Source organism: Paraburkholderia megapolitana, assembly GCF_007556815.1.
Taxonomy (GTDB): domain Bacteria; phylum Pseudomonadota; class Gammaproteobacteria; order Burkholderiales; family Burkholderiaceae; genus Paraburkholderia; species Paraburkholderia megapolitana.
The window spans coordinates 1,376,686-1,391,112 of sequence record NZ_CP041745.1; the positions used below are offsets into that span (position 1 = coordinate 1,376,686).

Here is a 14,427-nt window from a genome sequence, read left to right on the forward strand (position 1 = left end):
TGAACGAGGTGATGAGTACCCCCTCATCTGGCGAGCGATCGCGAGACGATCTTGCGGGTTCGCGGTCCAGTGAGCTGGACCGGGAGAGTGGCGAGGTGGTGACCGCGAGTACACATGCCGGTCGCCTTTCCAGGCCGCAGGACCTCGATAAATTCTGGATGCCGTTCACGGCAAATCGGGATTTCAGGAAGCAACCGCGGCTGATCACGGCTGCCGAGGGCATGTATTACTTCACGGCTAACGGCGACGGAATCCTCGACGGAACGGCCGGGCTATGGTGCGTCAACGCAGGGCACGGCCGCCGCGAGATCGTACAGGCGGTCCATGAGCAAATGATGGAGCTCGACTATGCTCCGTCTTTTCTACAGCTAGGTCACCCGCTGGCGTTTTCCGCCGCCAATAAAGTAGCCGAACTCACACCGCCCGGTCTCGACCGAATATTTTTCACTAACTCGGGGTCCGAGGCGATCGATACCGCTCTGAAAATGGCGATCTGCTATCACCATTGTCGTGGCGATACGCAGCGCTTCAGATTCATTGGCAGGGAGCGTAGCTATCACGGCGTGAATTTCGGTGGAATGTCGGTGGGCGGGATCGCGAATAACCGAGCGAAGTTTCACGCCAATCTCATGCCGGGCGTCCAGCATCTGCGCGCCACCTACGACTATGAAAAGCAGCGCTTCTCCCGTGGGGAGCCGGAGTGGGGGGGAGAACTGGCGGACGAACTGGAGCAACTGGTGGACGTGCATGGCGCGCACACCATCGCCGCGGTGATTGTCGAGCCGGTCGCGGGATCGACGGGAGTGTTGGTGCCCCCGCGCGGTTACCTGCGGCGTCTCGAACGCATTGCCCGTACACATGGCATCCTGCTCATTCTCGATGAAGTGATTACCGGCTTTGGACGATTGGGAACCCCATTTTCGGCACAATATTTCGGCGTGTCCGCGGATCTCATCGTCATGGGCAAAGGCATCAACAACGCCAGTATTCCGATGGCTGCGGTTGCGGCAAAAAACGAGATCTACCAGACGATAGTCGACGCTGCCCCGGCCAATACTCCCGAGTTTTTTCACGGATATACTTTCTCGGCGCACCCGGCCGCCTGCGCCGCGAGCCTTGCGGCGCAGGAGATTTATGCGAGGGAAGGTCTGTTCCAGAAGGCAGGGGCGATGGCGGGTTATTTCGAAGAAGCGATCCACTCGCTGGAAGGCATCAAAGGGATAAAGGATATCCGCAACATCGGCTTGCTGGGCGCGATCGAATTTGAATCGAATCGCAGTGCTAATGAGGAAATGGCGCTCGAAATTCATTACCGATGCTTCGCGAGAGGACTGCTGGTCCGACATACAGGAAGCAGCGTGACCTTGTCCCCGCCTTTCATCGTCAAGGAAGCCGAAGTGGATCTGATGATAGACACCATCGCAGCGGTGCTGAAAACGTTCTGATTTTTCGATTGCAACGTCGTCGATTTCCCTCAAGGAGTGGCCGTAATGGTCGAACAGCATACAACGCAGTATGGTGACCGGCATCGCTGGAAGATCCTGGGAATTGGTGTTGCTGCAAACGCGAGCTTTGCAGCGGTATTTCAGGGATTACCCACCACGTCCGTGTTGATGCGGATGAACTACAACCTGTCGAACGATCAGCTGGGATTGGCGTTGGGCCTGCTTGGCATGGGTATCGCTGTCAGCGAAATACCCTGGGGGCTGCTGACCGATCGCTGGGGCGACCGGCGCGTGTTGCTGACCGGCTTGGGGGCGACGTCCATTGCGTTATGCCTGTTTGCGCTGTTCGGTTCGCCGACGGCCGATCGTGTTCCCGGTCCATGGCAACTGGCGTTGGGCCTGTTTTTTGTCGGCCTGCTCGGCGGGAGCGTTAACGGATCGAGCGGTCGTGCAGTGATGTCATGGTTCAAGAAAAATGAGCAGGGTTATGCAATGAGTATTCGGCAAATTGCTTACCCTTTGGGTGGAGGAATAGGAGCGCTGTTGTTGCCGGTGGTAGCGTCGCGATTCGGCTTCAATGCGACATTTGCGGTGCTTGCGTTCGGATGCGTCACGACAGCCGCATTTACCTGGGTATGGCTCCACGAGTCGCCCGAAAAAATCAGACAGGACGCTGGCGTCAGGACGCCGGCGCCAGGCGATGCGGGCGTAGCGGCGAAAGACGCCTCGGCGGCGCGCAGTCCATTGCGCGACTTCAAAATATGGAGAATGATCGCCGCGATCGGCCTGTTCAGTGTTCCGCAGTTCGCCGTCATCACCTTCGCATCGATCTTCCTGCATGACGTGTGCAAGGCGGGGATCGTCGTCACGGCCGGGATCATGATCGTCATTCAGTCCGGCGCGATTGCGGCGCGGATCTGGAGCGGGCGCTGGACCGACAGGCACGGCAACCGGCGCTACTATCTGATCCGGTGTAGTTTGCTGGTCGCTGTCTCTTTCGCTGTTCTAGCGTTGTCCCTGTTCGTCCTGGGACGGTTAAACATCGATAATTCGCTCAAGCTGGTGATCATTTCCGCACTGCTCATTGTATCCGGCGTATGCGCATCGGCCTGGACCGGCATCGCGAATGCGGAACTCGCCGTGCAGGTTGGAATCCGGCGTGTCGGTACTGCGCTTGGCATGTGCAATACAGCGGTCTATACGGCGCTATTCTTCGCACCTTACTTCACCCCCATCGTCGCGAAATTGTGGTCCTGGCCGGCCGCATGGTTGATGGCTAGCCTGTTCGCTTTCTCCGCGAATGCACTGTTCAGGCGTACGTAAGTGGGTAGCCGGGTGCCTCGTGCGAGATCCAGCGGCTCCTGCCTGAGGTCAGTCCGATGCCGGCGGCGCTCTACGCTTGCCCTGTGGCGAGCCGGTCAGGCTCGTCGGGAATCCATCGGACCGGCTTGTTGTTCTCGACGATGTTCAGGAAATTCCCAAGCGCCGCCGAGGTGGCGTCTTTCAGCCAGACGACGGTCATCGGAGAGGTAAGGATCGGTGGGTCGAGCGCGAGGAACCGGACGCCCGAGCGGCGATGCTGCCCGACGCTAGCCGGCACGAAGGTGATGCCGACTCCCGCAGCAGTAAGACCCAGTGCGGTTTGCAGGTTGCCGACCTCCTGCACGATGTCCATATGGACGGCGTTCGCTTCTAGCTGTTGCAGCACGAAGTCGGTGATGCTCGGTTTCGGATAGCGCGGATAAAGAATAGCGTCCTGACGATCCAGCGCTTCGATCGGGACGCACGGACGCACGGCGAACGGGTGACGTTCGGGAACGGCGACGACCATCGGCTCTTCGAGGAGCATCCGTTGCCTGATCTTCTCGTGCGCTTCCAGGCCGGGTCGAGAGAACCCGACATCGATTTGCCGCGCCTCCAGGGCGTCTTCTATCTGGCAGGCGAGCAGTTCGACGAAAGTCAGATCGACCTCGGGGTAGAGGTCACGATATGCATTCAGGATAGTCGGCAAAAAGTTGTACATGGCGGAACCGGCAAAGCCAATTGACAGCTGGCCCGCCATACCTCGGCCGATACGCCTGACTTCGTCCACGGTCGTTTGCATGGACGACAGGATTTCCGCTGCGCGGCTGAGTAGCTGCTTTCCTGCATCCGTCAACCTGAGCGGGCGTTCCGCCCGTTCGATGAGTTGCACACCGAGATCGTCTTCCAGTTGTTTGATCTGTTGGCTCAGTGGCGGTTGGGCGATGTGCAGGCGCTCCGCCGCGCGCGTGAAGCTCAGTTCCTCGGCTACTGCCTGAAAATAGCGCAGATGCCGAAGCTCCAGACGAGCCTCCATCGGTATCCCCCCATTGCTGGTCTCGGTGGGGCGGGTCGCCGAACTACCTTTCCGCATGGAGTTCTCCGGGTTGCGGGGTATGCGAGCCAAATTCACACGGTGTGTGCCGTGTCAAAAGTGTGACAACGTTCGAACGAGTGAAGCCGGCATTATCGCGTCATTGGGACGATAACGGGAAGATGGGCGTAGACGGAGGAAAGCTGGCCGAGCGATGCAGCGTGGAAGGGAGGGCGGACGGTCAGCGTGGCGACAATTGCTCTATGCGATCAAGCGCTCGGAAAATCGCCAGCGCGCGCCATCCATCTCGCCGACATGCGCGATGGCATCCCCGATCGTTCCGCATCTGCTCTAAATCATTCCGAGATGCGAGAACTGGACCAGGAGTTCAGTCTTGTTCGAGCACCCCAGCCTGGACTTCATGTTGTCGATATGAGTTTCAACCGTGCGGGCCGACAGACCCAGTCGATGGCCGATCTGGCGAGCGGTTTGCCCTGTGATGATGTGTCGGGCGATTTCTAGCTGCCTACCGGTGAGCAGTTGGGGATGTGAGCTGACGAGGCCCCACGCTTTTGGCCTGGGCAGGATGTCGTTGCCCAGACGGGGAGCGTCGGGTGGACTCGACGCTTTAACGAGTCTCTGGCTCGACGCGGCCGAAATCAGACTGGCCGCGACGATCTTGAAGAAACTGGAAAATTGTTCGAACGTCGCGAGATTGTTTATATAAAAAATTTCTGCGGAGCGCCGCGAAGCGGAGCTATAAAAAGAAAAGAATTCGCATGAGTCATTGAGCTTTATCACAATCTCAAATGGACTGGTGTGATCAAAAATGATCCGCTGATCGACCAGGTGCATTGAATATTTATCGCGAATTAAATCAGGGAATGACTCAATCTTGCTGTCCAGCAGAACATAACGTTCGTTGATATTGTAGTAATCCGCTGTGTAGGTTCCGGTAATATATTTCTTCTTGAAAAATGTATGTTCGAGTGCATTCGGATCGCTCCAGAGTTCGGCTCGCGACCCATCCTTGTAGACTCTGGAGTATGAAAAAAAATTTATCTCTGCTGCTTTAAACAGATCTTTGCATATCTCGGCAATGTCATGGGTTGCCATGAGAGAGGTATTTATACGAGACATCGTGCGACTCATCGGTAAAATTCTCCCTGCCCAGATTTCAGTTAGGAAGAACGGTAAAAAGCCGCAAAGAAGGATGTGCTACGTCAAGGTTGTGAATGCATACCCACCCGGGATATTGCCTTGGTCGTTCGTTATTTTTGAAGAATCGCATTTCTGACGCGACTTAACTCAGCTGTGCGATCGAAAATCATGTCAAAACCACAGGTCTGGATAAAGATAAATCCACCCCGTTGAAATTTTTAGTGCTGAACCGGAGAGCAAACAGGCGTTCGACAACTATAAGTACTTGCCGATGAATTCACAATGACTTTTTCGGTAAAATTTTATACGCTGCGGATATAGTTCGCAGGATGGTCTTCGTAAATTTCAATCAATCGGTTGGTTTTCTGAAACGCCCGCGGAGCGCTGCGCCGTCGAATATGTATAATGCGATGGAAAATTTGATCGTGTTCCGGACGTAATATTTCGAGCGGTTTGTCCGTGCGTCTCTGATTTTCCAGATTTCAAGTCGAGATGTTTCAAAGTTCGTACTCGCGGCCGTGCATCAGGATTTTAATGCAGGATGGATATTTCCCACTGCTTGTGTTCTGTCTGGGTCACGCTGTGGGTTGGCGCCCGCTGGCCAGTTTTTGCGACCCAGACAAAACGGTCTGAAACTTTCTTCAGGTCACTGAGCTATATCGCAACGGCGGCCGTGATAAAGCGATTGCTTCATCGCCTTCATCACGGCACCTTACGAGACCATCCCATCGAGCTGACAATTCCATTCGTCAGCATGGATGGATTACGGTCGAATCATCCTCAATGCTTCTGATCGGCCTTCGGCTTCGGCGGCGTCTGTACCTTGGTGTACTGGAACGCAGGCGTTGCCTTCAGCGCTTCTTTTGTCGCGCCCGCCAGATACAGATTGCCGTCGCGAATGTCTAGCGCAGCGACAGGCACCGCGACATCGTGCGTCGCAACACCGAGAAAGCCGCCCGCTGCAACGATAGCCGCACTGACCGTTCCGTCGGGTGCGACGATCAGGTCGCGGATCGAACCGATTTTCTGATTCTGATCGTTGTAGACCGCCTTGCCGAGAATGCTCTTCTTCACGCTCCAGCCCTGCAACAGGGCCTGCGATTGCTCGACGGTGACGCTGAGCGGTTGCGTGCCAGCGACCTGCGCGTGAGCGCCGATGCTGGATGCGAGTGCGACCGTAATCAATATTGCCTTGCGCAAAGTCATGTTGATTCGCTCCGTATCGGGATCTCTGCTGTCAGGCACATCTTCTGTGCCGCATAGGGCCGCTTCCAACCTGCGACATTGCTTCGACACTGCGCGCAATGCGCATTCTGTGAAGCAATACCATCGGTCGCGGCTTTGGCATCATACCGGCTCCCGGATCGGCATGCAGTCAAGTGGGAATGACCCTGCATCACGGGCCTGTCACAAGAATGCACTGTTTGTCGTTCATCGTTACTTCATGGATGCTGCACGAACGCGCTGCGCATCTTGAATGCGCGGACTATCGCGATCGCTTATTCTTTCCGTTGATCCATTCGAGGAGATTACGATGCCCAACGCCTCTCGCAACGCAGCGGCTTCATCCGACCTGATAACGTCGCTCTCCGGTTATGAGTTGCTCGCCGATCCGCTACTCAACAAGGGCACGGCATTCAGCGAAGCCGAACGCGATCTCTTCGATCTGCATGGGCTCTTGCCTCCGAATATCGGCACGCTCGAAGAACAGGTCTCGCGCCGCCTGCAGGTGCTGCGTAGTTTCGCAACCGATCTCGAACGCTATGCGTTTCTCAGAGAACTGCAGGACAGCAATGAAACGCTGTTTTTCGCACTGCTGGTGCAGAACCTCGAAGAGTTGTTGCCGGTCGTGTACACACCGACAGTCGGCGCCGGCTGCCAGCAATTCAGCAAGCTGTTCCGCAAGCCGCGCGGACTGTTCCTCAGTTTGCCGCACAAGAACCGTATCGAAGCGATCCTCGCGCATCCGCGTTTCGATAACGTCGAGGCGATCGTCGTCACCGACGGCGAGCGCATTCTCGGCCTTGGCGACCAGGGCGCGGGCGGCATGGGCATTCCGATCGGCAAGCTCGCGCTCTATACGGGCTGCGGCGGTCTTCATCCGGCCACCACGCTACCGATCATGCTCGACGTCGGCACCGACAACCCCGATTGCCTGAGCGATCCGCTCTATATCGGCTGGCGCCACGAACGCGTGCGCGGACAGGAGTACGACGATTTCATCGACGCGTTTGTTCAGGCAGTCATCAAGCGTTGGCCGCACGTGCTGCTGCAATGGGAAGATTTCGCGAAGAATAACGCGACCCGTATGCTCGAGCGCTACCGCGACAGCCTTTGCACATTCAACGACGATGTCCAGGGCACCGCGGCCGTCGCGACCGGCACGCTGCTGTCGGCGATCAACGTCACCGGTGTGCCGCTCACCGAGCAACGCATTGCGGTGATGGGCGCCGGTTCGGCCGGCTGCGGGATTGCGAGCCTGATTCGCCAGGCGATGACGGACGCGGGTCTGTCGGACAGCGAAGCTGGGCAACGCTTCTTCATGGTCGATCGCGATGGGTTGCTGGTCGAGGGCATGGAGGGTCTGGCTTCGTTCCAGCAACCGTTCGTGCAGCAGAAGTCGGCGGTGGGTGGCTGGACGCTCGATCATCCGGACAAGATCGCGCTGCTCGACGTCGTGCGCAACGCGAAGCCGACTGTGCTGATCGGTGTGTCGGGGCAGCCGGGCGCGTTTTCCGAACCGGTGGTGCGCGCGATGGCCGAGTTCAACAAGCGGCCCGTCATTTTCCCGCTCTCGAATCCAACCTCACGTGCCGAGGCGACTCCCGAAGACCTCGAAGCGTGGAGCGAGGGCCGGGCTGTGATCGGCACGGGTAGCCCGTTCCCGCCGCTCACCCGCAATGGCGCGAAGTTCAAGGTGGACCAGACCAACAACTCGTATATCTTCCCTGGCGTCGGTCTGGGTGCTATTGCCGTCAAGGCCGAACGCGTCACCGACGCGATGTTCATGGTCGCGGCGAAAGCATTGGCCGCAGCATCGCCTGCGCGCAACGATCCGCGCAGCAATCTGCTGCCGCCTGTGACTTCGCTGCGCGAAGTGTCGGTGACGGTGGCGCTTGCGGTGGCGCTTCAGGCGCATAAGGACGGACTGACCAAGGGCGTCGATACCGATCAGATAGAAGGCCTCATCCGCGCGAAGATCTGGGCTCCGCACTACGTCCCGTATAGCCGGACCAAAAGCAGCGCCGTTTAAGCCAGCCCGAAGCAGTCAAAGCAGAAAAAAGGGGGTATTGCTGTGCTCAACACCATTCTCAATGGGTTGTTGCCGGTCGCGTTCGTCATCGGGCTTGGCTGGCTATCGTGCCGGCTCGGTCTGCTGAAGCACGCCGATGCCGGCGTGCTTGCCACTCTGGTGATTCGTTTTGCTCTGCCTTTCGCGCTGTTCGAAGGCGCAGTCAAGACCTCGCCGGACAAACTGCAGAACGTGGGCTTTGCCGCCTGCCTGACGCTCGGGTTGATGGGCACTTATGTGATTGCGTTGCTCGTCGGTCGCTATGTGTTCAAACACGATCTGCGTACGGCTACGATGCAGGCGCTGGTGTGCGCGTTTCCCGATATGGCTTACTTCGGTGCGCCCATTCTGGCGGCGGTGTTCGGACCCGAGGGGTTTCTCGCCGTGCTGGTCGGTAATCTGATCACCAGTATCTTCATGCTGCCGTTGACTATCGTGCTGACGAATCTGCACGGTAAAGGCACCGAAGGAAACGGATGGCAGGAGGCGCTGAAGGTGTTCTGGCAGAGCATCGTGCGTGCGGTGATCAATCCGATTGTCTGGCTGCCTATCCTCGGCATGGTGCTGAGCTTCGCGCACGTCACGTTGCCCGGACCGGTGCTCACGTCTGTCGACCTGATAGCGAAGGCCGCCGGCGGGACGTCGTTATTTGCACTCGGACTGATGCTGTACGGCGAGCGCTTCGTCATCAATGCCAATGTGCTGACCAACCTCGGGATCAAGAATCTCCTGCAGCCGGCGCTGATGGCACTCGGTGCGGTGCTGTTCGGTGTGGTCGGCGCGCCTGCGCATCAAGCCGTGATCACCGGGGCGGTGCCGACTGCAACGGCTGCCGCGATGTTCGCGTTGAAGAGCAACACCTACACCACCGATGCAACGGCCACGATTCTCGTCAGCACCCTGTTGGGCGTGCTGACGGAAGGGTTGCTGATTGCTTATTTCTTCTGATCGACGGCAACCTGCTGCGTTCTGCTGTAACGCTGCAAACGCCTGGCGCGACAGCGCCAGGCAAACCGCCTCGCCCCATTCGACGCGCTTCGCGTCATGCTGGTGGAATAGCGGCCGGGACATCTGAGCCACCGACCTGGCGGACAACACATACGCGTTCGATGGTTCGCTACAAATCGCGACACACAAGATCGGCTCTTGTGATTACGCTTCTAGCCGGCCGCTGACACTTGCCCAGATATAGCGGGTGAGTCTGTCAGCATTCTCGGAGTAAAGCGAACGGACGATCCGCGATGAGAGCGCTTAGTGATGCATCGTATTCGCAAGAAACGGCTTGCCTGTGCACACGGGAGCCGTTATGAACCTACCTCAGCCTGCGGAGAACGCCGGCACCCAGGCGCTCACGGTACTGTTCGTCGATCAGAGCGGCCAGCTCGGTGGGGCGGAGTTTGCACTGCTGTCGCTGGCAGGCCTGTATGCGTCTCGTGGCAAGGTGGTGTTGTTGTCGGAGGGACCGTTTCGCACGCGGCTCGAAGCGCTTGGCGTGCACGTGCAGGTGATCGGCAGCAAGCATGTGTCGAACATTCATCGGCAATCGATGCGCTTCGGCTGGTTGCGCGCGCTACCAGGTATCGCGAGCCAGGTGCGGGCAATCGCCGCGGAGGCAAAACGTTTCGACGTCCTGTTTCTGAATACGCAAAAGGCACTCGTACTCGGCGCGCTCGGTAAGCCGTTTCACCGCCGGCCCGTCATCTGGTACCTGCACGACATCATGTCGGCGCAACACTTCGGCTTCGTCCAGCGTGTCATCGTCAAATGGATGGTTCGCCATATGGTCGATCGCGTAGTCGCGAATTCGCACGCGTCCGCGCAAGCGCTTGCTGCACTTACCGGGTGCGCGACCGACACACTGGCCGTCGTGCACAACGGCATCGACACGAGCATCTTCGATAGTTTCGGCACGCTCGATGCCGGTGACATCGCAGCTCTGCGAAGGCGTCTCGGTTTGCCCGAACACGTGTGGCTCGCTGGACTTTTTGGCCGGATCGCACCGTGGAAGGGGCAGCACGTTGCCATTGCCGCGCTGGCCCGTCTGCACGACGTGCATCTGGTACTGGTCGGCGATGCGCTGTATGGCGAGCACGCCTACGCGCAGGAGCTACATAGCCTCGCGCAGCGCCTCGGCGTCACCGAGCGCGTGCACTTCGTCGGCTTTCGCGACGATGTGCCTGCATGGATGAAGGCGATGGACGTCATCGTACATACGTCGACGGAACCGGAGCCGTTTGGGCGCGTGATCGTCGAGGGCATGGCGGCCACGAAGCCGGTCATCGCGACTGCGGCAGGCGGCGTCACCGAAATCATCCGGCACCGGCACAATGGCTGGCTTGTCCAGCTTGGTGACGAGAAGGAACTCGCCGATGCGGTGAGTACCTTGCGTGCATCGCCGGACCTCGCGCAACGTCTCGCCGATCAGGGGCGTGCCGATGCACAGCGCGATTTTTCGCTCGACGGTTTTCTGCGCAAGATGACACAAGAGATTGCAAACACCGCGCGACAATGATGTCGCACGTCGCGGATCAGGCCCGCTTCGCATTGATCGGCCTATCGTTTTCCCCTTATTTCCCCCTTATTTGCCCGTTAGTGTCAGCGTTCGATTCGCCCGAAAACCGCCACGCCGTGCGCGGCGGTGCGACAAGGTTAAATCCTCGGAAGCCTTGTCGCCATTGGCGGGGCGGGTGGTCGCCGAAGTCGCCATGAACTGCTGCAAGCGGATGATGAGTCCGCTGCGCACACCACCCGCCAGCCGTTCTCCAGTGGGCCGCGAATTAACGTGGCTATAATGAAAGCCATATTTACCTGAATAACCTGAACTTCCCCGCGCTCGCGGTCCGCTATGGCAGACGGGCTTTGCGCGGGATCGGCGGCTTCGGCGCGGCGGGTTCCACGCGTTTTCCATGCTAATCGATGCGATTCCATGCACGAGCAGCGGAGATCCCGCGAACCGGCCGAAGCACCCGGCATGCAGCGCGCGCCAGGAGGCGGCCATGCTTGAACCTCTTTCTCTTGCAGCAGGTCTGTCGTGGGGTAGCGGCCTGCGCCTCTATCTGACGGTCCTGCTTGCCGGCGTGTTCGAACGCCTCGGCTTCATCCATCTGCCCGATACGCTGTCCGTGCTGTCGTCGCCGTGGGTCATCGGTGCGGCCGCCGTGCTCACCGTCACCGAGTTTCTCGCCGACAAGATCCCCGCTTTCGATTCCCTCTGGGATGCCGTACACACGTTTATCCGCATTCCCGCCGGCGCCGTACTCGCGGTCGGCGCGTTCGGCCATGCCGATCCGGCGCTGCTGACGGTCGCGGCGCTGGCCGGCGGCACGCTCGCCGGCACTGCCCATCTCGCGAAGGCGGGCACGCGGGCACTGATCAACCTGTCACCTGAACCGGTGTCGAACATCGTGACGTCGACGGCCGAAGATGGCCTCGTGTTCGGCGGCCTGCTGCTCGCGTTGTTTGTCCCGCTGCTGTTCCTCGTGCTGCTGATCGGCTTCCTCGCGCTCGCCGGCTGGGCATTGCCGCGTCTGTGGCGCGGCGTGCAAGGCAGTTATCGCGGGATGGCGACGCATATGGTGACGCGCTTCGGCTCGCTCAGAGGCAGGCACGATTGAGCGACGCTGCGCAGACCCCCTTGCCGCGCACCGCGGCGCATCGCCTTGCATGGCCCGATCTGCTGCGTCAGGCGTGGCGGATGACCGCACGCGACTGGCGCGCGGGCGAACTCACGATGCTGCTGCTGGCGCTCGTGCTGGCCGTCGCCGCGCTCGCCAGCGTGGGCTTTCTCGGTGACAGGTTGCAGAAGGGACTGGAGCGCGACGCACGCAAGATGCTCGCGGCCGACTTCATCGTGCGCGCCGATCATCCGGTCGAGCCGAAGTTCTTCCAGCAGGCGAAGGCGCTCGATCTCGAGACCGCTACCACCGCAATCTTTCCGAGCATGGTCGGTACAGGTGGCGCTCAGCCACTCTCGCGCCTCGCTGCGTTGAAGGCTGTCTCGACGGGTTATCCGTTACGTGGCGAACTGCGCATCGCCTCTTCACCGACCGCCGCCGACCATCCCGCCACATCGATTCCACCGCCTGGCGTCGTCTGGGTCGATCCCGCGCTGCTCGAGGCGCTGAAGCTGAATGTCGGCGACGCGGTGCGGGTCGGCAGCCGCAGCTTCACGATCGGCGCGGTGATTACGCGCGAACTCGATCGCGGCTTTGCCTTCGTCAATTTCTCGCCACGCCTGATGCTGCGTTTCGACGATCTGCCGTCGACCGGTCTCATCACCTACGGCAGCCGCGTCACGTACCGGCTACTGGTGGCCGGTGCCGAACCGTCGGTCGCGACGTTCTCGCAATGGGCGCATCAACAGATCGACGGCGGCAAGCTGCGCGGCGTCGCGCTCGAATCGCTACAGGACGGCCAGCCGCAAGTACGGCAGACGCTCGATCGCGCGAGTCACTTCCTTACGCTCGTCTCGCTGCTGACCGCGCTGCTCGCGGCCGTTGCGATCGCGATGGCTGCGCATCGCTACATGCGCCGGCATCTCGACGGTTGCGCGGCGATGCGTTGTCTCGGTGTGAGCCAGCGCACGCTGCGCGCGCTCTTCACGATCGAATTCGTGGCGCTCGGTCTGCTCGGTGGCGCGCTCGGCGTGGCGCTCGGCTACGCAGGGCATCTTGCACTGCTGGCGTGGCTCGGCAGTCTGATCGATGTCACGCTGCCGCAGCCTGGCGTATTGCCGGCGCTCGAAGGGATTGCCGCGGGCCTTGTGCTGCTGCTCGGCTTCGCGTTGCCACCGCTGTTGCCGCTCACGCGTGTGCCGCCGGTGCGCGTGTTACGGCGCGAGTGGGGCGAAGCGGAACGCACTGCGTGGGCGGCATACGCGCTTGGCATCGTACTGTTCGCCGCACTGCTGATCGTCGCGGCGGGCGAGTTGAAGCTCGGCGGTATTGTCGCGGGTGGTTTTGCAGGCGGGCTGCTCGTGTTCATGTGCGTGGCGCGTGTGGCGTTGTGGGCGTCGGCACGGCTCGTACGCAGCGAGCGTCTGAACGCGGGGATCGGCTGGCGTTATGCGCTCGCCTCGCTCGAACGGCGCAGCGGCGCGAGCGCGCTGCAGATCACGGCGTTGAGCATCGGCCTGATGTGTCTGCTGCTGATCGCGATGACACGCAACGATCTCGTGAATGGCTGGCGCAAATCAACGCCGCCCGATGCACCGAATGAATTCATCATCGACATCCAGCCCGATCAGCGCGCGGCCGTCACGCAGTATCTGACGACGCACGGCTGGCCCGACGCGACGCTGTCGCCGATGGTGCGTGGCCGGCTCGTCGCGATCAACGGTAAAGCGGTGAACCCGGATTCGTACAAGAGCGAGGACGCGCGCCGGCTCGTCGATCGCGAGTTCAACCTGTCGTACACGACGACACTACCGAGCGACAACCGCATCGCCGCCGGCGAGTGGTACGGCAACAGCGACAAGCCGCAGATCTCGATCGAGCAGGGCCTTGCGAAGCTGATCAACGTGAAACCCGGCGACGTGCTGCGTTTCGACGTGACGGGCCTGACCGTCGATGCGCCCGTGACAAGCGTGCGCAAGCTCGACTGGGGTTCGTTCAAGGTGAACTTCTTCGTGCTGATGCCGCCCAGTGCGTTGCGCGATTTTCCGGCAACGTTCATCACGAGCTTCCATCTGGCGCCGAGCCAGCAGGGCGTGATCGACAACCTGATCGCGACCTGGCCGGGGCTCACCGCGATCGATATGGGGCCGATTCTGGCGCAGGTGCAGAACGTCCTCGAACAGGTGATCGGCGCCGTGCAGTTCCTGTTTGCGTTCACGCTGGCGGCCGGCGTGCTCGTGCTGTACGCGGCGCTGGCCGGCACACGCGACGAACGCATGCGAGAATCCGCGCTGCTGCGCGCGCTCGGCGCGTCGCATCGCCAGGTGCGGGCGGTGCAGATCGCGGAGTTCGTCGCGGTGGGCGCGCTATCGGGGTTGATGGCGGCCATCGGCGCGCAGGTGATCGGCTGGGTGCTGGCCACACGCGTCTTCGAGTTCTATCTGTCGTTCGATCCGTGGCTACTGCCTGCCGGTGTGGCGGCCGGTGTCGTGTGCGCGGCGCTCGGCGGATGGCTGAGCCTGCGGCATGTGCTGTCGCGTCCGGCGTTGCAGTCGCTGCGCGACGCGTGATTTTTCTTTT

10 protein-coding genes are annotated in these 14,427 nt (G+C 60.3%); 7 read left to right on the forward strand and 3 right to left on the reverse strand.

Annotated features, from left to right (window positions below):
- Window positions 1–158: 158 nt before the first annotated feature.
- Window positions 159–1,445 carry an omega-aminotransferase AptA gene (locus tag FNZ07_RS19575; RefSeq protein ID WP_245811717.1) on the forward strand — a complete coding sequence of 429 codons (1,287 nt, stop codon included), beginning with the start codon at window positions 159–161 and terminating at the stop codon, window positions 1,443–1,445.
- A gap of 45 nt (window positions 1,446–1,490) precedes the next feature.
- Complete coding sequence (locus tag FNZ07_RS19580; RefSeq protein WP_091018387.1) at window positions 1,491–2,768, forward strand: MFS transporter; 1,278 nt, start codon at window positions 1,491–1,493, stop codon at window positions 2,766–2,768.
- Window positions 2,769–2,838: 70 nt separating this feature from the next.
- Here FNZ07_RS19580 and FNZ07_RS19585 read toward each other — a convergent pair whose 3' ends face one another.
- The 3 genes from FNZ07_RS19585 to FNZ07_RS19595 all read right to left on the reverse strand — a co-directional run bounded on the left by FNZ07_RS19585 (window position 2,839) and on the right by FNZ07_RS19595 (window position 6,147).
- Window positions 2,839–3,783, reverse strand: coding sequence for a LysR substrate-binding domain-containing protein (locus FNZ07_RS19585; RefSeq protein ID WP_170275798.1), 945 nt, complete (start codon window positions 3,781–3,783; stop codon window positions 2,839–2,841).
- A 348-nt stretch (window positions 3,784–4,131) separates the two neighbouring features.
- Window positions 4,132–4,932, reverse strand: a complete 801-nt coding sequence (locus tag FNZ07_RS19590) for a response regulator transcription factor (RefSeq protein ID WP_091018382.1) — start codon at window positions 4,930–4,932, stop codon at window positions 4,132–4,134.
- 789 nt (window positions 4,933–5,721) lie between these two features.
- Window positions 5,722–6,147 carry a PRC-barrel domain-containing protein gene (locus FNZ07_RS19595; RefSeq protein WP_091018379.1) on the reverse strand — a complete coding sequence of 142 codons (426 nt, stop codon included), beginning with the start codon at window positions 6,145–6,147 and terminating at the stop codon, window positions 5,722–5,724.
- Window positions 6,148–6,475: 328 nt separating this feature from the next.
- Between FNZ07_RS19595 and FNZ07_RS19600 the strand changes: the two genes are divergently transcribed.
- From FNZ07_RS19600 to FNZ07_RS19620, 5 genes are all read left to right on the forward strand, one after another.
- Window positions 6,476–8,194, forward strand: a complete 1,719-nt coding sequence (locus FNZ07_RS19600; RefSeq protein ID WP_091018377.1) for an NAD-dependent malic enzyme — start codon at window positions 6,476–6,478, stop codon at window positions 8,192–8,194.
- Window positions 8,195–8,236: 42 nt separating this feature from the next.
- Window positions 8,237–9,181, forward strand: coding sequence for an AEC family transporter (locus FNZ07_RS19605; RefSeq protein WP_091018375.1), 945 nt, complete (start codon window positions 8,237–8,239; stop codon window positions 9,179–9,181).
- 358 nt (window positions 9,182–9,539) lie between these two features.
- Window positions 9,540–10,745, forward strand: a complete 1,206-nt coding sequence (locus FNZ07_RS19610; RefSeq protein ID WP_091018373.1) for a glycosyltransferase family 4 protein — start codon at window positions 9,540–9,542, stop codon at window positions 10,743–10,745.
- Window positions 10,746–11,229: 484 nt separating this feature from the next.
- Window positions 11,230–11,847, forward strand: coding sequence for a DUF4126 domain-containing protein (locus FNZ07_RS19615; protein ID WP_091018696.1), 618 nt, complete (start codon window positions 11,230–11,232; stop codon window positions 11,845–11,847).
- 80 nt (window positions 11,848–11,927) lie between these two features.
- Entirely contained in the window at window positions 11,928–14,417 is a 2,490-nt protein-coding gene (locus FNZ07_RS19620; protein WP_177228331.1) for an ABC transporter permease, read from the forward strand.
- Window positions 14,418–14,427 lie beyond the last annotated feature (10 nt).